Annotated in this window: 21 protein-coding genes and 1 pseudogene; 11 read left to right on the forward strand and 11 right to left on the reverse strand. The window is 73.5% G+C overall.

The window, feature by feature from the left end; all coding sequences use genetic code 11:
• The first annotated feature begins 36 nt into the window (after positions 1 to 36).
• Complete coding sequence (locus ACQUFX_RS23430; protein ID WP_428962456.1) at positions 37 to 1,128, forward strand: hypothetical protein; 1,092 nt, start codon at positions 37 to 39, stop codon at positions 1,126 to 1,128.
• Positions 1,129 to 1,183: 55 nt separating this feature from the next.
• Here the strand turns inward: ACQUFX_RS23430 and ligD (ACQUFX_RS23435) are convergent, their stop codons facing one another.
• Both ligD (ACQUFX_RS23435) and ligD (ACQUFX_RS23440) read right to left on the reverse strand, forming a co-directional pair.
• Positions 1,184 to 2,089 (reverse strand): non-homologous end-joining DNA ligase, encoded by a 906-nt coding sequence (ligD, locus tag ACQUFX_RS23435; protein ID WP_428962457.1) that lies wholly within the window; start codon positions 2,087 to 2,089, stop codon positions 1,184 to 1,186.
• Complete coding sequence (gene ligD, locus ACQUFX_RS23440; RefSeq protein WP_428962458.1) at positions 2,079 to 3,041, reverse strand: non-homologous end-joining DNA ligase; 963 nt, start codon at positions 3,039 to 3,041, stop codon at positions 2,079 to 2,081. The genes ligD (ACQUFX_RS23435) and ligD (ACQUFX_RS23440) overlap by 11 nt, the downstream gene beginning before the upstream one ends.
• Positions 3,042 to 3,162: 121 nt before the next feature.
• On the opposite strand from ligD (ACQUFX_RS23440), the gene ACQUFX_RS23445 reads away from it, so the two are divergent.
• Positions 3,163 to 4,266, forward strand: a complete 1,104-nt coding sequence (locus tag ACQUFX_RS23445) for a non-homologous end joining protein Ku (protein ID WP_428962459.1) — start codon at positions 3,163 to 3,165, stop codon at positions 4,264 to 4,266.
• A 94-nt stretch (positions 4,267 to 4,360) separates the two neighbouring features.
• Here ACQUFX_RS23445 and ACQUFX_RS23450 read toward each other — a convergent pair whose 3' ends face one another.
• Positions 4,361 to 4,753 carry a PPOX class F420-dependent oxidoreductase gene (locus ACQUFX_RS23450; protein WP_428962460.1) on the reverse strand — a complete coding sequence of 131 codons (393 nt, stop codon included), beginning with the start codon at positions 4,751 to 4,753 and terminating at the stop codon, positions 4,361 to 4,363.
• Positions 4,754 to 4,918: 165 nt separating this feature from the next.
• On the opposite strand from ACQUFX_RS23450, the gene ACQUFX_RS23455 reads away from it, so the two are divergent.
• The 4 genes from ACQUFX_RS23455 to ACQUFX_RS23470 all read left to right on the forward strand — a co-directional run bounded on the left by ACQUFX_RS23455 (position 4,919) and on the right by ACQUFX_RS23470 (position 8,616).
• Complete coding sequence (locus ACQUFX_RS23455) at positions 4,919 to 5,587, forward strand: FKBP-type peptidyl-prolyl cis-trans isomerase (RefSeq protein WP_428962461.1); 669 nt, start codon at positions 4,919 to 4,921, stop codon at positions 5,585 to 5,587.
• A 235-nt stretch (positions 5,588 to 5,822) separates the two neighbouring features.
• A complete protein-coding gene (locus ACQUFX_RS23460) occupies positions 5,823 to 6,647 on the forward strand; it encodes an SCO6745 family protein (RefSeq protein WP_428967048.1) in 825 nt (274 codons plus the stop codon).
• A gap of 77 nt (positions 6,648 to 6,724) precedes the next feature.
• A complete protein-coding gene (locus tag ACQUFX_RS23465; protein ID WP_428962462.1) occupies positions 6,725 to 7,378 on the forward strand; it encodes an HAD family hydrolase in 654 nt (217 codons plus the stop codon).
• 101 nt (positions 7,379 to 7,479) lie between these two features.
• The gene (locus ACQUFX_RS23470) at positions 7,480 to 8,616 is read left to right on the forward strand and encodes a glutathione-independent formaldehyde dehydrogenase (RefSeq protein ID WP_428962463.1); all 1,137 of its coding nucleotides are present in this window, start codon (positions 7,480 to 7,482) and stop codon (positions 8,614 to 8,616) included.
• A gap of 39 nt (positions 8,617 to 8,655) precedes the next feature.
• Here ACQUFX_RS23470 and ACQUFX_RS23475 read toward each other — a convergent pair whose 3' ends face one another.
• Positions 8,656 to 9,183, reverse strand: coding sequence for an SAM-dependent methyltransferase (locus ACQUFX_RS23475; protein ID WP_428962464.1), 528 nt, complete (start codon positions 9,181 to 9,183; stop codon positions 8,656 to 8,658).
• 100 nt (positions 9,184 to 9,283) lie between these two features.
• Between ACQUFX_RS23475 and ACQUFX_RS23480 the strand changes: the two genes are divergently transcribed.
• Complete coding sequence (locus tag ACQUFX_RS23480) at positions 9,284 to 10,297, forward strand: NADPH:quinone reductase (protein ID WP_428962465.1); 1,014 nt, start codon at positions 9,284 to 9,286, stop codon at positions 10,295 to 10,297.
• Positions 10,298 to 10,511: 214 nt separating this feature from the next.
• Here ACQUFX_RS23480 and ACQUFX_RS23485 read toward each other — a convergent pair.
• Positions 10,512 to 10,919: pseudogene (locus ACQUFX_RS23485) on the reverse strand (AMP-binding enzyme); the annotation flags it as partial.
• 121 nt (positions 10,920 to 11,040) lie between these two features.
• On the opposite strand from ACQUFX_RS23485, the gene ACQUFX_RS23490 reads away from it, so the two are divergent.
• Entirely contained in the window at positions 11,041 to 11,532 is a 492-nt protein-coding gene (locus ACQUFX_RS23490; protein ID WP_428962466.1) for an NUDIX domain-containing protein, read from the forward strand.
• Positions 11,533 to 11,554: 22 nt separating this feature from the next.
• Here the strand turns inward: ACQUFX_RS23490 and ACQUFX_RS23495 are convergent, their stop codons facing one another.
• Positions 11,555 to 13,204 (reverse strand): MDR family MFS transporter, encoded by a 1,650-nt coding sequence (locus tag ACQUFX_RS23495; RefSeq protein WP_428962467.1) that lies wholly within the window; start codon positions 13,202 to 13,204, stop codon positions 11,555 to 11,557.
• Positions 13,205 to 13,371: 167 nt separating this feature from the next.
• Positions 13,372 to 13,923, reverse strand: a complete 552-nt coding sequence (locus ACQUFX_RS23500; protein ID WP_428962468.1) for a type 1 glutamine amidotransferase domain-containing protein — start codon at positions 13,921 to 13,923, stop codon at positions 13,372 to 13,374.
• Between the two features lie 231 nt (positions 13,924 to 14,154).
• Between ACQUFX_RS23500 and rfaE2 the strand changes: the two genes are divergently transcribed.
• Together rfaE2 and ACQUFX_RS23510 are read left to right on the forward strand one after the other, a co-directional pair.
• Positions 14,155 to 16,188 (forward strand): D-glycero-beta-D-manno-heptose 1-phosphate adenylyltransferase, encoded by a 2,034-nt coding sequence (gene rfaE2, locus ACQUFX_RS23505; RefSeq protein WP_428962469.1) that lies wholly within the window; start codon positions 14,155 to 14,157, stop codon positions 16,186 to 16,188.
• A complete protein-coding gene (locus tag ACQUFX_RS23510) occupies positions 16,185 to 17,036 on the forward strand; it encodes a glycosyltransferase family 2 protein (RefSeq protein ID WP_428962470.1) in 852 nt (283 codons plus the stop codon). The genes rfaE2 and ACQUFX_RS23510 overlap by 4 nt, the downstream gene beginning before the upstream one ends.
• A gap of 105 nt (positions 17,037 to 17,141) precedes the next feature.
• Here the strand turns inward: ACQUFX_RS23510 and ACQUFX_RS23515 are convergent, their stop codons facing one another.
• From ACQUFX_RS23515 to ACQUFX_RS23525, 3 genes are read right to left on the reverse strand one after another with little or no spacing between them, the layout of a single operon-like run.
• The gene (locus tag ACQUFX_RS23515; protein ID WP_428962471.1) at positions 17,142 to 18,245 is read right to left on the reverse strand and encodes a glycosyltransferase family 9 protein; all 1,104 of its coding nucleotides are present in this window, start codon (positions 18,243 to 18,245) and stop codon (positions 17,142 to 17,144) included.
• Positions 18,246 to 18,254: 9 nt separating this feature from the next.
• Positions 18,255 to 18,794: an Hsp20/alpha crystallin family protein gene (locus ACQUFX_RS23520; protein ID WP_428962472.1), complete on the reverse strand. Its 540-nt coding sequence runs from the start codon at positions 18,792 to 18,794 to the stop codon at positions 18,255 to 18,257.
• On the reverse strand, positions 18,791 to 19,300 hold the full coding sequence (locus ACQUFX_RS23525; protein ID WP_428962473.1) for a DUF2231 domain-containing protein: 510 nt from the start codon (positions 19,298 to 19,300) through the stop codon (positions 18,791 to 18,793). Before ACQUFX_RS23525 ends, ACQUFX_RS23520 begins: the two co-directional genes overlap by 4 nt.
• A gap of 335 nt (positions 19,301 to 19,635) precedes the next feature.
• On the opposite strand from ACQUFX_RS23525, the gene ACQUFX_RS23530 reads away from it, so the two are divergent.
• Positions 19,636 to 21,156 (forward strand): FAD-binding oxidoreductase, encoded by a 1,521-nt coding sequence (locus ACQUFX_RS23530; protein ID WP_428962474.1) that lies wholly within the window; start codon positions 19,636 to 19,638, stop codon positions 21,154 to 21,156.
• A 309-nt stretch (positions 21,157 to 21,465) separates the two neighbouring features.
• Here ACQUFX_RS23530 and ACQUFX_RS23535 read toward each other — a convergent pair whose 3' ends face one another.
• Positions 21,466 to 22,053 (reverse strand): GNAT family N-acetyltransferase, encoded by a 588-nt coding sequence (locus tag ACQUFX_RS23535; RefSeq protein WP_428962475.1) that lies wholly within the window; start codon positions 22,051 to 22,053, stop codon positions 21,466 to 21,468.
• Between the last annotated feature and the right edge of the window lie 105 nt (positions 22,054 to 22,158).

The raw sequence follows: 22,158 nt of genomic DNA on the forward strand, positions 1-22,158 counted from the left end.
TTACCCGGGCGGTGGTCGGGGCTGGACAGTGAGGCGGTGACGCCACCCGGGAACCCGCAGACCGACCTCGACAGTTTGGCGGACGCACCGGCGCGGGGGCGGTTCCGCCGGGTCGCGCCGGTGCTCGCCCTGCTCGTGCTCGCCCCGTTCGCCGCCGAGTGCTCCTGGGGCGGCTTCACCGTGGTCGACTTTCCGCTCGTCGTGGCCTTCCTCGGCCCGCTGTACGGCGGTGCGGCGGTGCTGATCCGGGAGACCGCCCGCCGCACCGGTCGGGGCTGGCCGACGATCGCGCTGCTCGCCGCCGCGTTCGGGGTGGTCCAGGCCGGCCTGGTCGACCAGTCGCTGTTCAACCCGGGGTTCCTGGACGACACCGAGTTCGCCGGGGACCGGGCCGTCGCCGACCGGACCCGGGTACCGGTGCTCGACGTCAGCGTGCAGCAGGCGTTCAGCTTCCTCGGCAACCACGTGGCGCTGAGCATCTGCGCGCCGATCGCGATCGTCGAGTCCTTCGTCTCCCCGGACCGTCGGCACCAGCCCTGGCTACGCTGGCCCGGCCTGCTCGTCGTCGGCGTGCTCTACCTGCTCGGCAGCCTGATGATCTTCGCCGACGACACGGACGGCCGGAAGGGCTTCCAGCTCGGCACGGTTCAGCTCGTCGTCGCGGTGCTGGTGACGCTGGCGCTCGTCGCCGCCGCGCTGCTGCCCCGCTGGCGGCGCGACCGCCGCCGGCCGGCACTGGCCGGTGGTCTGTCGGGTGGGTGGGCGGTGGCTGCGGGTCCGCTGTGGGTCGGGGTGCTCGGCTGCGCGCTGCATTTGACCGCCGACCTGGTGCCCGGCTGGGCGGGCGTGGCGCTGCGGACGGTTCTCACCGGCGTGGTCGTCGCGGTGGTGGTCCGCTGGTCGCGGCGGCCCGGCTGGGACCAGCGGCACGTGCTGGCCGGCTGGTCGGCGGGGGTGGTCGCCGCTGCCACGTTCGCGTACCTCGTGCCGCCGTACAAGGCCGCGTCGCCGGCCCTGGCGCTGCTCAGCGACGTCGCCGTCAGCGTGGTCCTGGCCGCCGTCCTGCTCGGCGCGTGCCTCCGCCTCCGCGCGCCCCGCCCCCACCGGGCGGCCGGCTCCCTACGCTGAGTAGTGTTTGGAAGGGGCCCTTCCTATACAGAAAACGTTAATAGGGGGCCCCTCCTTACACCTCAGGGCCGGGGGTGAGGAGGTCGGCCAGGAGGTCGCCGTGGTGGTCGGCGCGGTCGAGGACCTCGGCGGGGGTGTACGGCCTCGTCGCGGGGCGCTTGCCGGCGGCCCCGGCCTCGACCTCGTCCCAGGTGAGCGGGGCGGAGACGGCGGGCGTGGGCTGGGCGCGGAGCGAATATGGGGCCACGGTCGTCTTCGCCGCGTTGTTCTGGCTCCAGTCGATGAAGATTTTTCCGGGGCGGAGGTTCTTCGCCATCCTGGACACGATCAACTGTGGATGCGCCTGTTCCAGCTCCTGGGCGACCCGTCGGGCGTAGCCGGAGACGACGTCGGCGGACTGGGTGCCGGCGACCGGGCAGCAGAGCTGCATGCCCTTCTTGCCGGAGGTCTTCGGGTACGCCTGCACCCCGTCGCGCGCCAGCCGGTCACGCAGCAGCAGCGCCACCCGGCAGCACTGACGCAGCGTCGCCGGGGAGCCCGGGTCCAGGTCGACGACGAGCAGGTCGGGGTGCTCGCCGATCCGCCACTGCGGGGTGTGCAGTTCCAGGGCGGCGAGGTTGGCCAGCCAGACCAGGGTGGGCAGGTCGTCGGCGACGACGTAGTCGATGGTCTCCCGCCCCTTGCTGGAGCCGGGCGCGGGCAGGGTCGCCACCCGTACCCAGTCGGGGGTGGCCGCCGGGGCGTTTTTCTCGAAGAAGGAGCCGCCGTCGACCCCGTTCGGGTACCGGATCCGGGTGAGCGCCCGGTCGGCCAGGTGCGGCAGGAGCACCGGGGCGATCCGGGTGTAGTAGTCGATCACCTCACCCTTGGTGAACCCGGCCGCCGGGTAGAGCACCTTGTCGAGGTTGGACAGGTCCAGTGACCGGCCCTGCACCTCGACCCGCAACCGCTCACCCGGCATCCGGCACCTCCCCGGCCGGCTTGTCGGGCCGCAGGCGCAGGACGCGGGGGAAGCGCAGCCGCCCGTCCGGGGTCCGCTGGCCGTACTTGACCTCGACGACCACGGTGGGGGTCACCCAGATCGCGCCCCGGGCGTCCTCCCGGGGTACGTCACCGGCGAAGGGTGAGGTGGTGGCGCGCAGCGGCTCCAGTTCGCGCAGGAGTTGGCGTTCCAGGGCCGCGCCGATGCCCCCGCCGACCCGGCCCCGGTAGGTGAGCCGCCCGTCGGGGCCGGGCACGCCGACCAGCAGCCCGCCGATCTTCCGCGCCCCCGGCCGCCAGCCGCCCACCACGAAGTCCCCGGTGACCTCCAGTTTGACCTTGACCCAGTCCGGCGAACGGAGCCCCGGCCGGTAGGGCGAGTCGACCCGCTTGGCGAGCACCCCCTCCAGCCCGTGCTCGCCCGCCGCGTGGAAGGTGGCCGGGCCGTCCGGGAAGTCCGGCGGCACCGCCCAGCGGCTGCCGGCCAGCCCCAACGCTTCCAGGGCCGCCCGCCGCTCCCGGTAGGGCCGCCCGGTCAGGTCCGCGCCCCGCAACCGCAGCAGATCAAAGATCATGTACGTGACCGGGGCGACCGCCGCGAGCCGGGCCGCCCGGCCCCGGTCCCGCACGTGCATCCGTTCCGCCAGGGCGGTGAACGAGGGTGCCCCGGACTCGCCGAAGAGCACCACCTCCCCGTCGAGGAGGGCGTCGTCGACCGGCTCGGTGAGCGCCGCCAACTGCTCGGGCAGGGTCGCCAACTCCGGGTACGCGATGGTGATCTCCGCTCCGGAGCGGGCGTACAGGTGTTGCCGGCCGCCCGCGACGTCGGCCAGCGCGCGTACCCCGTCCCACTTGAACTCGTACGCCCAGCCGGCGCCGGCCGGCAGCGGACCGGTCATCGCGAGCATCGGCTTGAGCGGCGCGCCGGGCACCTCTCGGACTGTAGTTACCTGCGGAAGTCCGCGCGTCACCTTCGATCATTTGCCATCCTGAGCAGGGCGTTTGCCATCCCGAGCAGGGGCGGCGAGCAGGGCGGGAGTGAAGGGGCGCGGCATGCGGGCCATCTGGAAGGGCGCGGTCTCGTTCGGGCTGGTGTCGATCGCCGTCAAGCTCTACTCGGCCACCGAGGAGAAGGACATCCGCTTCCACCAGGTGCACCGCGAGGACGGCGGCCGGATCCGGTACAAGCGCACCTGCCAAATCTGCGGCGAGGAGGTCAGCTACGACGACATCGCCAAGGGGTACGACATCGGTGGCGGCGAGATGGTCATTCTCACCGACGAGGATTTCGCCGACCTGCCGTTGGCCAGCTCCCGCGCCATCGACGTGCTGGAGTTCGTCCCGGCCGAGCAGGTCGACCCGATCCTCTACAACAAGGCGTACTTCCTGGAGCCGGAGGGGACGGCGACCAAGCCGTACGTGCTGCTGCGGGACGCGCTGACCGACTCGGAGCGGGTGGCCATCGTGAAGGTGGCGCTGCGCCAGCGGGAACAGCTCGCCACCCTGCGGGTACGTGAGGGGGTGCTGCTGCTCAACACGATGCTCTGGCCGGACGAGGTGCGTACCCCCGATTTCGGTTTCCTCGGCGAGGACCTGAAGGTCCGGCCGCCGGAGCTGGCGATGGCCAGCTCGCTGATCGACTCGATGGCCGGCGAGTTCCAGCCGGAGGTCTTCACCGACGACTACCGGGCCGCCTTGCAGGAGGTCATCGACGCCAAGGTGGAGGGGCGCGAGGTCGTCGCGCCGGAGGAGGTGGAGGAGGCCCCGGCCGCCGCCGTGGACCTTATGGCCGCGCTGAAGGCGTCCGTCGAGCGGGCCCGCGCCGCCCGGGGCGAGGGCGAGCCCGCCGGCCGGGCGGCCGGTGGTGGGGGTGCGGGCGGTGGTGGTGCGGGCGAGCCGACCCCGATCACCTCGGCCCGCTCGGCGCAGAAGAGCGCGGGTACCGCCAGGAAGGCCCCGGCGAAGAAGGCCGCCGAGAAGGAGACCCCGGCGAAGGAGGCCGGAGCCGCCGCGAAGAAGGCCGGTGGGCGCAAGGCCGCCGACGGGCAGGCGGGCGCCCCGAGGGGCACCGCCAAGAAGGCCCAGCCGGCGAAGAAGGCCGCCGAGAAGAAGGCGGCGAAGACCCCGGCGAAGAAGGCCCCCCGCAAGACCGCCTGACGGCGCCCTGCTGCCCGCCGCCCGCACGGTGATCGTGGTTAGGAAGGGGCCCTTCCTCTACCGAAAGCGTTAACAGGGGGCCCTTCCTTGCACCTCAGCCGCGGCCGAGTTTGTGGGTGGGGGTGATCCGGACGATCACCCGCTCCTCGCCGGCCTGCCGGAACGGGTAGCTGTCCTGACCGAGGTACTTCTGCGCCAGCTTGTCGATGTGCGCGTCGGCGCCCTCGGTGACGAGCTCGGCGGTGCCCTTGACCCAGAGGGTGCGGAAGTCGTCCGCCTTGTCCACCACCGAGACCGCGACCACCGGGTTGCGCGCGATGTTGTTGTACTTCTGTCGCCCCTTGGCGGTGTTGAACACGATGTGCTCCCCGTCGGTGTCCACCCAGACCGGGGTCACGTGCGGGCTTCCGTCCGGCTCGACGGTGGCCACGTGCGCGAGTTGCGGCTCGGTCAGCAGGGCGATATCGGCATCGGTGAGGATCGTCATGCCGGAAACCTACCCCCGACCCACCAGGATCATCGGCAAAACGGGCCTCACGGTCACCACCGGCCACGATCGATCGTCGGCAGTACGCCGCCCACCAGGTACCGTGTGTCGGCGACGGCGTCCGGCGCCCGGACGCACCCACCTTCTCAGCAGGGAGTCGACGACGTGAGCGAGCGGACGGCGGGCGGGCAGGAGAGCAAGGCACGGCGGCGGCTGGCCGAACAGCTTGCCGCGCAGAAGGCGGCCGAGGCCAAACGCCGCCGGCAGGCATGGCTGGGCGCGGGTGCCGGCCTGGCCGTGGTGGCGATCCTGATCGGTGTCTTCGTCGCCGTCGGCCAGGGTGGCGACGACGACGCCAGCAACCAGGCGGCGGACTCCCCGTCGGCCTCCGCCGACCCGGCCAACCCGGCCGATCCGGGGGCCCCGAGCGCCCCGCCCGCGCCCCAGCTTCCCGAGGGCGCCGACCCGGCGCTGGGCACCAAGCCGACGGTGACGGCGGGCGAGGGTGAGCTGAAGGAACTCAAGGTCACCCCGCTGATCGAGGGCACCGGCGCGGAGGTCAAGTCCGGCCAGAGCATCACCACCAACTACGTGGGCGTCTTCTACGCCGACGGCAAGGAGTTCGACTCCTCGTGGGAGCGGGGCGAGCCGGCCACCTTCGCCATCGGCGTGGGGCAGGTCATCAAGGGCTGGGACCAGGGCCTGGTCGGGGTGAAGGTGGGCAGCCGGGTGCAGCTCGACCTCCCCGCCGACCTGGCGTACGGCAACGACGCGTCGGGCGGCCGGCCGACCGGTCCGCTGCGCTTCGTGGTGGACGTCCTCGCCGCCCAGTGAGTGCGCGCCCGGGCGGCCGGGCAGGGACAACGGGGACCGGGCGGGACCAGGGCTAGTGCCCCGGTTCCGCCCGGTTTCGTCATCGGGGGTCGATGCTGTGGCCCACAATCCGCTTCCGGCACGTCACCCGGCGGCAGTAGGTTCGGCATCGACCGGGCGGTCCACCGCCCGTACCGACCGGCAGGTGGAGGTGCACGTGGTGGCGCTGGAGGAGACGAGGCGTACCGCCCGGCTGATGTGGACACACGTCGAGCCGGCACACGCGGTGACCTACTTCCACCCCCGGTCCCGGGCCGCGTACGAGGCGGTCGGGCTGCGCGGCTACTGGCGGGGCTACTTCGCCGGCCGGGCCGCCCCGCTCGGCGAGGTCGGGGCCGCCCCGGTGACCGCCGCGTTCTTCGTCTTCGCCCCGCACATGGTGTCCCGGGCGCTGCCGGCGGTCTGGTCGCTGGCCACTCCGCAGGAGGCGTTGCGGGCCCGGCTGACCGGGGCCGTGCAGGCGCTGGCCGAGCTGACCTACGAGCTGCCCGAGGCGCACCTCGCCGAGACCGCCGAGTTGCTGGAGGCAGCCGCCTCGGCGGTGGACGACGCCGGCCGGGTGCTCGGCGCGGCCAACGCCGCCCTCCCGGCGGCCGAGTACCCGCTGGCCCGGCTCTGGCAGGCGGCCACCACGCTGCGCGAGCACCGGGGCGGGGGGCACGTCGCGGCGCTGGTCGCCGCCGGTCTGGACCCGGTCGAGGCGCTCGCCTGGCGGGTCGCCCTGGACATGTCGGCGCAGAACCTGCTCCTGCGGGGCTGGTCCGAGCAGGAGTGCCGGGCGGCGCGGGAGCGGCTCGTCGCGCGGGGCTGGCTCACCCCGGACGGGCAGCCGACCGAGGCGGGGCGGGCCGGGTTCCGGGCCGTCGAGGACGCCACCGACCTGGCCGCCGCCCGGCCCTGGCAGGCGCTGGGCGCGGCGCGGACCGACCGGCTGCGGGAACTGCTCGACCCGATCGCCCACCGCTGCCACACCGTCATCCCGTCCGACAGCCCGATCGGCCTGCCGCCCCGGGCGGCCTGAGCACCACAGCCGGCCCCGCCGACCCGGCCCCCGCACCGGGCTGGGCGGATCGGGCACGGGTCGGGCAGGATGGGGGCGTGGTGGATGCGGTGATCTTCGACCTGGACGGCGTGATCGTGGACTCCGAGCCGGTCTGGGAGGAGGTCCGCCGGGAGTACGTGGCGACGCACGGGGGCACCTGGCAGCCGGACACCCAGCGCCGGCTGATGGGGATGAGCACCGGCGAGTGGGCCGCGTACCTCAGTGGTGAACTGGGCGTGGACCGGACCGCCGAGCAGGTCGCCACGGAGGTCGTCGACGAGATGGCCCGGCGGTACGCGACCCGGGTGCCGGTGATCGACGGCGCCGACCAGGTGGTCCGCCGGATCGCCGCGCGGTGGCCGTTGGGGTTGGCCAGCTCCTCGCCCACCCGGCTGATCGCGGCGGCGCTGGCCGCCACGGAGCTGACCGGCAGCTTCCGCACCACCCTCTCCACCGAGCGGACCGAGCGGGGCAAGCCCGCCCCGGACGTGTACCTCGCCGTCGCCGAGCGGCTCGGCGTCGACCCGGCCCGCTGCGCCGCGATCGAGGACTCCTCCAACGGGGTACGGTCGGCGGCTGCCGCCGGGATGCGGGTGGTGGCGGTGCCGCACGGGGCGTACCCGTTGGACCCGGACGCCGAGCGGCTCGCGGCGGTGGTCCTGTCGACGGTGGCCGACCTGACCCCGGAGGTCGTCGACCGGCTCGGGTGAGCCCGCCCCCGACGCGGGCTTCGGCCGCCGGTCCCGCCTGCGTGGGGGAACGTCGGCCGAACCGGGTACGCGGAGCCGCCCGCCCGCCTACCGTCGAGGTCATGAGGGCTGTGGTGTACAACGGGCCGCACAACGTCTCCGTCGACGAGGTCGAGGATCCGCGGATCCAGGATCCGAACGACGTCATCGTCAAGATCACGACCACCGCGATCTGCGGCTCGGATCTGCACATGTACGAGGGCCGGACGGATGCCGAGCCGGGCATCGTCTTCGGCCACGAGAACATGGGCACGATCGTGGAGACCGGTCCCGGCGTGGCCAGCCTGCGCAAGGGTGACCGGGTCTCCATGCCGTTCAACGTGGCCTGCGGGTTCTGCCGCAACTGCCGGGCCGGCAAGACCGGCTTCTGCCTGACCGTGAACCCCGGTTTCCCCGGGGGCGCGTACGGCTACGTGTCGATGGGCCCGTACCGGGGCGGGCAGGCCGAGTACCTGCGGGTGCCGTTCGCCGACTTCAACTGCCTGAAGCTGCCCCCGGGCACCGAGAACGAGAACGACTTCGCGATGCTCGCCGACATCTTCCCGACCGGGTACCACGGGGTCGCGATGAGCGAACTGCGGCCGGGCGAGAACATCACCGTCATGGGCGGCGGGCCGGTCGGGCTGATGGCCGCGTACTCGGCCATGCTGATGGGCGCGGCCGAGGTGTTCGTGGTCGACAAGGTGCCGGACCGGCTCCGGCTGGCCGAGTCCATCGGGGCCACCCCGATCGACTTCTCGACCGGTGACGCGGTGCAGCAGATCCTGGACCGCACCGACGGGGTCGGCACCGACCGGGGCGTGGACGCGGTCGGCTACCAGGCACACGGGCAGGGCGGGGAGGAGCATCCGGCGGCGGTGCTGAACAGCCTCGTCGACGTGGTCCGGGCGACCGGCATGATCGGCGTGATCGGCCTCTACCTGGCGCACGACCCGGGTGCGCCGGACGAGCACTCCGGCCGGGGCGAGCTGCTGTTCAAGATGGGCAAGTTCTTCGAGAAGGGCCTGCGGATGGGGACCGGGCAGGCCAACGTCAAGGCGTACAACGAGTACCTGCGCAACATGATCATCGCGGGGCGGGCCACGCCGAGCTTCGTGGTCAGCAAGGAGTTGCCGCTGGAGGCGGCGCCGGACGCGTACGAGCGCTTCGACCGCCGCGAGGCGGGCTACTCGAAGGTGGTGCTGAAGCCGGCCGCCTGACCCGGACCCCGGTCCCCCCGGGGTCGCGCCGGGCGGACGTCAGGTGGGCCGCCGGGCGGTGACGGCGCAGAGCGGGACGGTGGCGGCGGGCGGGGCGGCCGTCTCGACGGCCCAGCCGGCGGCGGTCAGCCGGCCGGTCAGCCGCCCGACGATCAGCGGGATCCGGTCCGCGTGCGGGGGCTGGTGGACCAGGTGCACCACGCCGCCGGGGGCCAGCAGGCGGGGCAGCAGAGCGTACTCCGGCCCGGCGGGCCGGGCCCAGAAGAGGTTGACGTCCACCGCGAGGATCCGGTCGAACGGCCCGTCGGCCGGGCCGAGGTCGGCCAGCTCGGCCACCCGGAAGGTCGCCCGGCCGTCGGCCACCTCCGCCGCGTTGCGGCGCCCGGCCTCGCGGACCGCGACCGGAGAGCGGTCGACGGCGAGCAGCCGCCCGGCGGTGAGCCGTCGGCAGATCAGCCCGGCGGCGACGCCCCGCCCGCAGCCGACCTCCAGCACCCGGTCGGCGGGGCGCAGGCCCAGCCCGGCCACCGCCCAGCTCAGCCGCTGCGGCACCGGTGCGTCCGTCACCCGCCCGACCCTAGCCGCCACCCCCGACACCCCCACCCCGCCGACGTCCGGCATGACCGGGGACGTTCCGGGTACCGCGATGCCGACGGGAGGTACGCCGATGAGAGCGATCGTGTACGAGCGCGGCGGTGACGTCTCGGTGCTCCGGCTGGTCGACCGGCCGGTGCCCGAGCCCGGACCGGGTGAGGTGCTGGTGCGCCTCGCCGTCGCCGGGGTCAACCCGACCGACTGGAAGTCCCGCCAACAGGGGCCCTCGGCGGGCGGCTGGCAGATCCCCGGGCAGGACGGCGCCGGGGTGGTGGAGGCGGTCGGCGAGGGCGTCGACCGGGCGCTGACCGGCGAACGGATGTGGGTGTGGGAGGCCGCCTGGCAGCGGCCGTGGGGCACCGCCGCCGAGTACACGGTGGTCCCGGTCCGGCAGGCGGTACCCCTCGGGGACGCCTCCTTCGACCTGGGGGCCTGCCTCGGTATCCCGTTCCTGACCGCGCACCGCTGCCTGACCGCCGGGGAGTTCGTGCCGGACGCGCTGCACGCGGGGGCGTTGGCCGACCACACGGTGCTGGTCCAGGGCGGTGCGGGGGCGGTGGGCAACGCCGCGATCCAGCTCGCCCGCTGGGCGGACGCCACCGTCGTCGCCACCGTCAGCAGCCCGGAGAAGGCGCAGCTCGCGGCGGCGGCCGGCGCCGACCACGTGATCAACTACCGGGAACAGGACGTGGTGGCCGAGGTCCGGGCCATCGCCCCCGAGGGGGTGCACACGGTCGTCGAGGTCTCCGCCGCGCGCAACGCCGCGACCGACGTCCAGGTGCTCCGCGGCGGCGGTGCGGTCTGCGTGTACGCCGACGACGGCGGCGACGAGGTGACCCTGCCGATCCGCCCGCTGATGGTGCCGAACGCCCGCTGGCAGTTCGTCCTGGTCTACACCGAGCCGAAGGCGGCCAAGGCGCAGGCGGTGACCGACGTGGCCGCGGCCGTGGCCCAGGGGGCGATCCGGGTCGGCGAGGCGGCCGGGCTGCCGCTGCACCACCACCCCCTCGACGCGACGGCCGCCGCGCACCGGGCGGTGGAGAACTCGGTGGTCGGCCGGGTGCTGCTCACCACCACCAGCGAGTGACCGACCTGGGGCTACGGCGACCCGGGAACCCGGGCGGGGCCGATTTCCCGGTCGGCCCGGCGAAAGTGAATGAGTTTCGCAACAATGGGACTGCGGGCACATCCCGCAGAAAACGGGCGGCCCCGGCGCGGTGCGAACGCCGGGGCCGCCCTTTCCGGGGAGGGGTGTCAGGAGTGCGCCCCTACCCGTCAAGGCGACGTGTCGCCTGAGAACGTTACGGCGCGGACAGCTCCCGTACGTCCAGCCCGCCGTCGGCGTACCTCGATCGGACGACCTTCTTGTCGAACTTGCCCACGCTGGTCCTCGGCACCGCGTCGACGAACGCCCACCGCTCGGGCACCTGCCAGCGGGCCACCTGCCCGGCGAGGAAGTCCCGCAGCTCCTCGACCGTGACCGTGACCCCCTCGCGGACGACCACGGTGGCCAGCGGCCGTTCGTCCCAGCGGGGATCCGGGACACCCACCACGCACGCCTCCCGCACGGCCGGGTGGGCCATCAGCGCGTTCTCCAGCTCCACCGACGAGATCCACTCCCCACCGGACTTGATCACGTCCTTGGCCCGGTCGGTGAGGGTGATGAAGCCGTCGGGCGTAAGGGTGCCCACGTCACCGGTGCGCAGCCAGAGACCTGGAGCGGGGCGTCCATCATCGTGCTACGCATGGGTAACAAGCTAGTGTCGCCGGTCACATCTTGGGAACCCCGGAATTCGCACCGGCACCGGGAACCCTTCGTAGATTGTCCGGGTGAGCATCTCCTGGGCCGACTCGTACGTCGGGCAACTACGCGCGCTGGCCGGTGACCGGACCCTGATGTTCGTCGGCGCCCGCGCCGTGGTCCGCGACAACGCGGGCCGGGTGCTGCTGATCCGTCGGTCGGACAACGCGCAGTGGGCCCTGCCGGCCGGCGCGATGGAACTGGGCGAGTCGATCGGCGACTGCGCCGTCCGCGAGGTCCGCGAGGAGACCGGGCTGCGCGCCCTGCGGGTCAGCGCCTTCGCCCTCTACACCGGACCGGACCGGATCCAGACCAACATGTACGGTCACACGTACCAGGTCCTCACCACCGCCTTCCGGGTGGACGAGTGGGACGGGCAGTTGGCCCGGGTCACCGACGAGACCACCGACGCCGGCTTCTTCCGGCCGGGGCAGTTCCCCGAGCCGCTGTCCCGTTCGGTCCCGGAGACCCTCGCCGACCTGGACGTCTTCGAGCAGACCAACCGCCTCATCCTCAAGTAGCCCCCGCTGGCGGCGGCGCGGGTCAAATCATGGTCTGGCTCTTGGACTCCATGTCGGCGGCGGCCTCGCCCCGGGACTCCGTCGCCAGCGGCTTGCCCCCGGCCGGCGGGGCCTCGCCGCCGAGCGGGCCGGTGCCGCCGGTCGCCCCCTCCGGCCCCGCGCCCCGCAACTGGTCGTCGGGCAGGGTCACGGTCACCAGCACCGCCACCACGGCCAGGATGGCGGCGGTCAGGAAGACCAGGTGCAACGACTCGACGAAGGCCGCCTGGATCGCCCCGCGCACCGGGCCGGGCAGCGCCAGGATGGCCTCCGGCGCGTTGATCGAGATGCCGGTGCCGCCCCGGGCCGCGACCTCGGCGGCCTGGTCCGGCGGAAGCTGGGCGATCGCGCCGGGCAGCCGGTCGGCGAGTTCGGTGCCGAGACGGGCGGAGAGCACCGCGCCGAGGATCGCCACCCCGAACGAGCCGCCCAGGGAGCGGAAGAAGGTCGCCGACGAGGTACCCGCGCCCAGGTCACGCGGGTCCACCGAGTTCTGCACGCCGAGGATCAGCGACTGCATGCAGAGCCCCAGCCCGACACCGATCACCACCATGAACCCGAAGGCCACCCAGAGCGAACTCTCCACCCGCAGCCGGGTGAAGAGCAGCATCCCGACCAGCAGCACCACCGCGCCGGCCACCGGGAACCACTTGTACCGGCCGAGCCGGCTCATCGCCCGCCCGGTGAGGACCGAGGTCACGATGATGCCGGCCATCATCGGCAGCATCAGCAGACCGCTGCGGGTCGGCGAGGCGCCCTTGACGATCTGGAGGTACAACGGGATGAAGATGATCGACCCGAACATCACCAGCCCGAGGACGAACCCGGCCGCGTTCGCCAGGCAGAAGGTCCGCCCCCGGAACAGCCGCAGCGGCAGGATCGGCTCGGCGGTCCGCGCCTCCTGGAGGACGAAGAGCACCGCCAGCACCGCGCCGGCCACGAAGAGCCCGACGATCACCGCGCTCCCCCAGGGGTACGAGGTCCCGCCCCAGCTCAACGCGAGCAGCAGGCAGCTCACCCCGGCCACCAGCAACGCCGCGCCCACCCAGTCGACGCGGTGCTCCCGCCGGGTGAACGGGACCAGCCGGAGCACCCGGGCGCAGACCGCGATCGCCAGGATCGCCAGGGGCACGTTCAGATAGAAGATCCACCGCCAGTTGGTCTCGGCGAAGTACCCCCCGACCAGTGGGCCGGCCACCGACGACACGCCGAAGACCGCCCCGAACAGACCCTGGTAACGGCCCCGCTCCCGGGGCGACACCACGTCCGAGATGATGGTGAAGGCGAGCGTCATCAACCCGCCCGCGCCCACGCCCTGCACGCCCCGGGTGACGATCAACTGGGTCATGTCCTGTGACAGTCCGGCCAGCAGCGAGCCGAGCAGGAACGTGCCGATGGAGAAGAGGAAGACCGGCCGGCGGCCGTACAGGTCGGCCATCTTGCCGTACAACGGGGTGGAGGCGGTGGAGGCGAGCAGGTAGGCGGTCACCACCCACGAGTAGTGGTCGATCCCGCCCAGTTCGCCGACGATGGTGGGCAGCGCCGTCCCGACGATCGTCTGGTCCAGCGCGGCCAGCAGCATCCCGGTCATCAACCCCGCCATGAGCAGGCGGATCTGCCGGTCGTTCAACACCGGATGAGCCTGGGTCGTCACCCCGCCCGGTTTCCCGGCTCACCAGGAGTATGCGTACCGCTGGTCCTCGCGCCCGTGGCGCTCGTGCCGGTGGCAGACGTCGGGGCGGGGACCGGCTGGTCCCCGCCCCGACGACATGTCAGCCCGCTCAGCGCCGGCCGTTCGGCTCAGTGCCGGCCCTCGGCGAACTCCTCGACGATCTTGGCGCAGAACGCCGGCAGGTCGTCCGGCTTCCGGCTGCTGACCAGGCCGTTGTCCGTCACGACCGCCTCGTCCACCCAGTTCGCCCCGGCGTTGGTGAGGTCGGTGCGCAGGCTCGGCCAGGAGGTCATCCGCCGGCCGGACACCACGCCGGCCTCGATCATGGTCCACGGGCCGTGGCAGATCACCCCGACCGGCTTGCCGGCGTCGAAGAACGCCTTGACGAAGCCGACCGCGTCCGGGTCGGTACGCAGGAAGTCCGGGTTCGCCACCCCGCCGGGCAACACCAGCCCGTCGAACCGGGCCGGGTCCGCGTCCGCGGCGGTCACGTCCACGTCGTACGTGCTGGACTGGTCCAGGTGGTTGAAGGCCTGGATCGAACCGGGCTTCAGGGAGACCAGTTCGACCGTGGCGCCCGCCTCCTCGACCGCCTCCCGGGGCCGGACGTACTCGACCTCCTCGACGCCGTCGGCGGCCAGGAACGCGATCCGCTTGCCCTGGAGTGTCGTCGCTGCCATCTCGGGTCTCCTCTCGTCTCGTCGGGAAACCGTTCCCTCCGCTCTCGGGAGAACCGTTCCCTCCGTCGGATGGCGGAAACCCGGCGCCCACGGTGGTCCCCGCCACGAGGCACCCACCGCGCACCGCCCGGTGAGAAACCGGTGAGGAAGGGGCCCTTCCTCTACCAGAAGCGTTAACAGGGTGCCCTTCCTTTCAGGTTTGAGTGGGGTGGGGCGGGGGACCCGGGCGGCATGGCGCACGCAGCAGCGGAACAGCACCGGCTCGCCACCGTCGTGCAGAGCTGGCTGGGACGGCCGGTACTCGTCATCGGGGACGCCATGCTCGACGACTGGCGGTTCGCCGACTCGGAGCGCCTCTGCCGCGAGGCACCCGCCCCGGTGCTCACCCTGCGGCGGCGGATCTCGGCGGCCGGCGGCGCGGCGAACACCGCCGTGAACGTCGCCGCCCTCGGCGGGCGGGCGGTGCTCGTCGCCCCGGTCGGGGCGGACGCCGCCGGGGACGAAGTGCACGACTGCCTGGACCGGGCGGGCGTGTGGGACCGTACCGTCAACGAGCCGGGCCGGCCGACGCCGGTGAAGCGGCGGATGCTCGCCGGCAACCAGATCCTGCTCCGGGAGGACTCCGGCGACCCCGAGGACGCGCTCACCGCCGACGGGGTGGCCCGGCTGCTCACCGCGCTGGACTGCGCCACCGAGGAGTTGCGGGCCGCCTCGGGTGGGGTGCAGCCCACCCTGGTCGTCTGCGACTACGGGCTGGGCGCCCTGCCCGCCCCGGTACGGGCCTGGCTGATCGCCGCCCGGGACCGGTACGCGACCGTCGCGCTGGACGCCCACGACCTGGCCGACTGGCACGGGCTCGCCCCCACGGTGGTGACCCCGAGCTTCGCCGAGGCGACCCGGCTGCTGGCCCGCGCCGGCACCACCGGCGGACGTGGCCCCGGTGGACGTGGCCCCGGTGGACCGGGCGGACCCGGCGGCGACGCAGCGGGCACCGGCGCCCACGGGGCCGGAATCCCCAACGACCTGCACCTGGACCACCCCGACCACGACCCGGCCGACGGCCCGTCGGAGCTGACCGTCGGGGCCGCCCCCGGCGGTGCCGGCACCCGGGACAGCGCCGCTGCCGGGGCACCCACCGGCGACGCCGGTCCCCGGGACAGCACCCTCGCCGGTGACACCGGCATCCCGGACACGGTTGCCACCGGGGCCGCCGGCCGTCGGGCCGCAGCCGCCGCGACGGTGCCGGAGCCGGGTGCCCGGGTCGCCGGCGCACCCCGGGGGGAGCCGGTGCCGGGTGAGGACCGGGTGGCGATGACCGGTGACGGGCTGAGCGTGACCGGTACCGGGGTGACGGTGAGCACCGGGGCCGGCGAGGGGGTCGACCGGGCCGTGCTGGCCGAGTCGCGGCTGGCCGAACTGCGCGCGCACACCGGGGCCGACGTGGTGGCGGTGACCCTGGACACCGAGGGCGCGATCGTCGGCGGGCCGGAGGGGACGTCCCGGCGCAGCCACAGCACGCCCGTGCCGGCCAGCCACGCGGTGGGGGCCGGGGACGTGTACCTGGCCGCGATGACCCTGGCCCTGGCCGCCGAGGCGCCGCTGCCGATCGCCGCGCAACTGGCCCAGCTCGCCGCCACGATCACCGTCTCCGAGACCGGCACCTGCGTCTGCCGCCGGGAGGACCTGCTCGGCGCGCTCGGCGACCAACCGGCGACCGACGTCCGGCCGGGGCTGGTCGAGCCGCGCGAGTTGGCGGAGATCGTCGCCGGGCACCGGGAGGCGGGGCGCTCGGTGGTCTTCACCAACGGCTGCTTCGACGTGCTGCACCCCGGGCACGTCCGCTACCTGGAACAGGCGCGGGCCCTCGGTGACCTGCTGGTGGTGGCGGTCAACTCGGACGACAGCGTCCGGCGGCTCAAGGGCGCGGACCGGCCGGTGAACCCGGTCGAGGACCGGGTCACCCTGCTCGCCGCGCTGTCCTGCGTGGACCACGTGGTGGTCTTCGAGGAGGACTCACCGGCCGGGCTGATCGGCCTGATCCGCCCCGACGTGTACGTCAAGGGCGGCGACTACCCGCCCGAGCTGGTCCCCGAGGCCCCGCTGGTCCGCCGGCTCGGCGGTCAGGTCCGCACCCTCGGGTACGTGCCGGACCGGTCCACGTCGGCGATCATCGAGCGGATCCGGGCGCACCACCGCAGTGCCGCCGGCCCGCCGACGGGCGAGGGTACGCCGGCGGCGGGGACCGTACCGAGCACCCCGTCGTGACCCGGCCCCTCGACCTGGGCACCGTCGACGGGTTCCGCCGGGAGCGACGGCTCGACGTGCTCGTCCCCACCCGCAACCGCCCCGCCGAACTGGCGGTCACCCTGGCCGGGCTGGCCGGCCAGGAGGACGTACCCGGGTTCGGGGTGGTGGTCAGCGACCAGTCCGACGACGAACCGGCGTACGCCCACCCGGCGGCGGCCACCATGGTCCGGGCGCTGCGGCACCGGGGCCACCCGGTGCTGCTCACCCGGCGGCTGCCCCGCCGGGGACTGGCCGAGCACCGGGCGTACCTGCTGGCCGCGTCGGCGGCCCGGTACGTGCTCTGCCTCGACGACGACGTCTGGCTGGAACCGGGCGCCCTGCGCCGGCTGGTCACCGCGCTCGACGAGCTGGGCTGCGGCTTCGTCGGCAACGCCGTGCACGGGCTCTCCTACCTCGACGACGTCCGCCCGCAGGCGCACCGCCACTACGAGGAGTGGACCGGGCGGCCGGTCCCGGAGCGGGTCCGCCCCGGCACCCCCGCCTGGGACCGGGCCCAGATCCACTCGGCGGCGAACCTGCTGCACGTCACCGCCGGGCTCGACCTGCCGGCGGGCACCTGGCGGGCGTACAAGGTCTCCTGGATCGGCGGCTGCGTGCTGTACGACCGGGCGAAGCTGGTCGACTCCGGCGGCTTCGAGTTCTGGCGACGGGTGCCGGCGAACCACCAGGGCGAGGACGTCGCCGCGCAGCTCACGATGTTGGCGCGGCACGGTGGCGCGGGCGTCCTGCCCAGCGGCGCGTACCACCTGGAGTCGCCCACCACCGTCACCGACCGCGACGTCGAAGCCTGGCAGGCCGTCCTGTAAGGAAGGGCCCCCTGTTAACCCATACGGTAGAGAAGGGAACCCTTCTCACCACCCCGCCCAGCGGGCGGCGCGGCGGGCGGGCGGCGCGGCGGGCGGGCGGCGGGGTTACGGGAGGAGTTCCCGGGCGGCTTCCAGCACCTCGGCGACCGGTACGTCGGTGACGAACGAGTCCCGGTGCGGGCAGTCCCCGCTGCCCTCCCGGTGCGGGTAGACGCCCCGGGTGCAGTCGACGCCGCAGACCGGGCAGTGCACGGTCCAGGAGACGATGGGCCGGTGCCGGCCGCGCTGGAGCTGACCGCCGTTGATCAGGTTGCCCACCCAGTAGACGCCGACCGTCGGGGTGCCCACCGCCGCCGCCAGGTGCAGCGGGCCGGTGTCGTTGGAGACCACCAGGGCGCAGTCGGCGTAACAGGCGGCCAGCGCGCCCAGGCCCAGGGTGCCGACCAGCGGCCGGACGGGGGCCCGCGCGGCGGTTACCAGCCGCTCCACCGTGTCCCGCTCGGCCGGCGTACCGGTGACCAGCACCTCGTACCCCTCGGTGGCCAACTCCCGGGCGACCTCGGCGAACCGGTCGGCGGGCCAGCGGCGGCGGGTGTCGGAGGCCCCGGGGTGCAGCGCCACCCGGGGGCGGCCCGCCGCACCGAGCGCGGCGTGCGCCTCGGCCCGGTCGGCGTCGGTCACCGCCAGGGTCGGTACGACCGTGGTCGCCGGGGCCCCGACCAGCGCCGCCACCTCCAGGTAGCGGAGCACCTCGTGCTGGTAGTAGACGTACCGTACCCAGCGGTCCAGCGGCGGCGCGTCCTCGGCGCGCAGCCCGGCGGTCACCCGGGCACCCAGCCCGGTCACCACCGGGTTGGAGTTGGCCCCGCCCCCGTGCAACTGCAACGCCAGGTCGAAGCGTTCCGCGCGGGCCGCCGCCAGGAAGTCGGTCATCCCGCCCTCGGGTTCGCCGGGGTCCGGCACCCGGATGCCGGGAGCCGGCGGCACCACCAGCACCCGGTCGACCGGGCCGGGCCGGTCGCGACAGAGCTCCGCGTGCCACGGCGCGCCGAGCAGCACGATCTCCGCCGCCGGGTACGCGGCCCGCAGCGCGTCGAGCGCGGGCAGGACGAAAATGAAGTCACCGAGCGCGTTGGCCCGCAGGACGGCGATCCGCTCCACGTCCGGCACGACGTCGCCGGCCGGACCGAGCAGGGACGGGCTGGCCATGCCGTCCGGTCACCGCCGGTCCGGGCCGGCGGCGAGCGTACCCGGTTGGTGCAGTTCGCGGTCGGCGGCCGGGTCGGCGGGCACGACCGGCGCGGCACGACCGGCCGGGGGCTGGTCGGCACGGGCGCGCGGGGAGCCGCCGACGATGATGGTGCGGGGCGTCGGGCGGGCGGCCCGGGGCAGCCGGACCCGCAGCAGGCCGTGGTCCATCACCGCGTCGATGCCGTCCGGGTCGATCCGGGCCGGCAGGTCGACCCGGTACTCGAAGCCGCGCGTCTCGAAGCCGCCCGGGATGCCCTGGTCGGCGTTGACCTCGGCCTCGGACCGGGCCCGGACGCACAGTTCGCGGTCGTCCAGCTCGACGGCGACCTCCTCGGGCGCCACCCCGGGCAGCCGGACGATCACCTCCCAGCCCTCGGGGACCTCGATCAGCTCGACCTCCGGCGGGCCGGACCGCCCGCCGACCAGGCGACTCAGCTCGGAGCGCAGCGACTGGAGTTCGCCCACCGGGTCCCAGCCCTGCTGGCGACGCCAGCCCGCTGCGCTCACCGGGACTCGCCGATCCGGGTGCCGGCCACGCCGCCCGCCCGCAGCGAGCTGGGCGCGTCCAGGTGCGCGTCCCGGTCCACCCCGACGCCGAGCCGGTCGACCAGTTCGCCGCCGAGCCAGGCGCTGACGCCGAGGATGCCCAGGCCGACCACCTCGATGGCGATCAACGCGCCACCGGCGGCCCGGGAGTCGGCGTTGAGCCGTACCGCCCAGACGGCGGCGAAGAGCAGGATCACCGCGACGTTCGCGGCGGCGTGGGTCAGCGCCACCCGCTTGGCCCGGGTACCGGAGGGGATCGCCAGCAGGTCGAACAGCCCGGCGCTGGCGGCGAGCAGCCCACCGACCAGGCCGACGGTGAGGTTCCAGTACGCGACCTCACCGAGGAAGTCCGGCCCGCCCACCGTGTCGATGACGTCGAAGAGCACGGTGGTGACGAGCAGGGCGACCGGGAACATCACCAGCATCGGGTGGACGGGGTGGCCCAGCACCTTCAGTCGGCTCTCCATCGGGGCCTCCAACCGCCTCGGGCGTCGCCTTGCCGCCCGTACCCCCGATCGTCGGGGGTAAACGTCGGGCCGGCCGGCGACCTGGACTGGACGACGGTGCGCCGAGCCGGACCGGGCGCGGACACCGCCACCGAGATCAACGCGCGTGGACCGGCCCCGTGACGCCTGCGCCGCCGCCCGCCGGGGGCCACCCGCTCGGCATCACCCGACCGGGGTCGTGGGACGGGTTTTCCGATATCCGAAGAACCTTCCGGCCCTACCGTGAGCTTACGCCAGGAAAGGGCGTTTTATCCCTTGGCCGAAGGCTGGCGTGACCCGATCGAGAGGCTACGACCATGCACGACCTTTCCCGTCGAAAACTGCTCACCACGACGGCCGCCGTCGGTGCCGGGGCGCTCGTGCCGGCCATCGTCTCCGGGGGCGTCCCGGGTGCCGCCGCCGACAGCGGCCCGGTGTCACCCCCCGGCCGGGACCGCCCGACCCCCGGCTGGGACGGCCCGCCGGCCGAACTCACCGGCCGTGTCGTCCGCCCCGGCGACCCCGACTACCCGAGCGCCAGCCTCGGCTGGGACGAGTTGTTCGAGCACTATCCGCTGGTCATCGTCTTCGCCCAGGAGACCCGGGACGTCGTCAACGCCCTCGCCTGGTCGCGGCAGAACGACGTCGCGCTGCGGGTGCGCAGCGGCCGGCACAGCCTGGAAGGCTGGTCGAACGTCGACAACGGCATCGTGATCGACGTCAGCGAACTGAAGTCGACCGAGATCGACGCCGCCGCCCGTACCGCGAAGGTCGGCGCCGGGCTCAACCAGCTGGAGGCGGTGACCGCGCTCGGGCAGCAGAACCTCGCGGTGACGACGGGTACCGAGGGCAGCGTGGGCCTCTCCGGCGCGACCCTCGGCGGCGGCTTCGGCTTCCTCACCCGGTACCTCGGCATGGCCTGCGACAGCCTGATCGGGGCGGAGATCGTCGTCGCGTCCGGCACACACGGCGCGAAGGCGATCGAGGTGGACCTGGACGACCACGAGGACCTGCTCTGGGCGCTGCGCGGCGCGGGCAACGGCAACTTCGGGATCGTCACCTCCCTCACCTACCGGGTGACACCACTGCAGAGCGTCGCCTACCTCCAGGCCACCTGGACGGGCCTCGGCGACCTGCGGGGGGTCTTCGACACCTGGCAGCGCACGGCACCCTTCGCCGACCACCGCCTCGGCACCCAGGTGGAGATCCACAAATCCCAGATCCTGCTGTTCGCGGTTCTCGCCGAGGGGTCGGCGGTCGAGGTGAAGGAGTTGCTGAAGCCGGTGCTGTCGGTCGGCAGCCCACAGGTCACGGTGCAGACCGGCGGGTGGGGCGAGATCTACGCCGGATTCCAGATCCCGACCTCGGACGAGCCCGCGAACTGGAAGTTCTTCTCGCAGTTCACCAACAAGCCGTTCCCGAGGGAGGCGATCGAGGTGATCAGCGCGTTCATGGCGGACGCCCCCACGGAGGACAGCAACTTCTTCACCCAGGCGTTCGGCACCGGGGCGCAGGCACGCGCCCCGCGCGGTGGCTCGGCCTTCCCCCACCGCGACGCGCTCTTCTACTCCGAGCCGGGCGCCGGCTGGGGTACCCGGGGCGTGCCGAACAGCGGGGACGCCCTCACCCCGGTCGCCCAGGCGTGGATCGCCGAGTTCAGCCAGGCCCTGCGCCCGTACGTGCACGGCGCGTACGTCAACGTGCCGAACATCGGGATGCAGGACTGGGAGACCGCCTACTGGGGCCGCAACGTCGACCGGCTCCGCCGGATCAAGGCGAAGTACGACCCGCACAACATCTTCCAGTACGAGCAGAGCATCCCACCCGCGACCTGCTGACCTGCCTGTCGAGCCGTTCACCCTCGACAAGAAAACACCCCATACTGCTGCAATACACCCCTCACCTGCTGCCGTCGGAACCCGCGAAACAGATGTTGGAAGATTTCGGCCCCCAGAGGGGCCACGCGGCTCCAAGATCTCGCCGAGCCAGATCGGCGAGGGAGCAGTAGCGCACGGTTCGGGGCACTGTTGATCGTTGCGGGACCCGGAATGCCCTCTGACCACCGGTCGTTCGCCGGAGGCCAGGGGGCCTTCCCGCACCGGGCCGCCGGACGGAATCGACCGTGGAGAGAAGCCGGATCAGGCGAATCACCCGTCGCCACGGATGCGGGCGTGCAGGTGCATGTCGTGCCGGCCGTCGGAGTGGATGGCGTCGCTACGCTTGGTGCCCTCCAAGAGGAACCCGGCTTTGGCGGCGACCCGGCAGGACACCTGGTTGCGGGTCGAGTGCTCCAGGTAAAAACGATGGAAACCGGCCTCGCCGAGTGCCCAGGCGCTCAGGGCCGTCAGCGCCCGGGAGGCCACGCCGGCTCCGCGAGCGGCCGGCAGCACCCAGTACATGCACCCTGTGACACCGTCATCGAGGTTCATGCCGCCCATGGCGATGCGCCCCAGCACCTCACCGCCGCCGCGCGTCACCGCCCAACTCGCGCCCGTCTCCTGCTCCCAGGCCCGGCGATACCGTTCGAACCACTCACGCACCTGATCCTCGGATGCGGGTTGGCGAGTGTGCCAGTGCTGGATCTCGGGGTCCCGGTACGCGGCGAAGAAGACCGATGCATCGGAAGGCTCCCACGGTCGCAACAGCAGGCCGCCCTGGGCAGGAAGCACCGGTTGCGGACCTGCGGCGAGGGTGCCGGCGGGAATGGCAGGTGGCGTCGAAAGAGGGAAACGCACCCGCAGAGCATCCCACCTGCTACCTGCTGACCCGGTCCCCCTGATGCGCGGCGAAGACGTCGCCGTGGTGCGTCTGCTAGGCAGGGCGTTGCGGAGACGACCGGC

The organism is Micromonospora fluostatini (assembly GCF_050410825.1).
In the GTDB taxonomy this organism is placed as follows: Bacteria; Actinomycetota; Actinomycetes; order Mycobacteriales; family Micromonosporaceae; genus Micromonospora; species Micromonospora rosaria.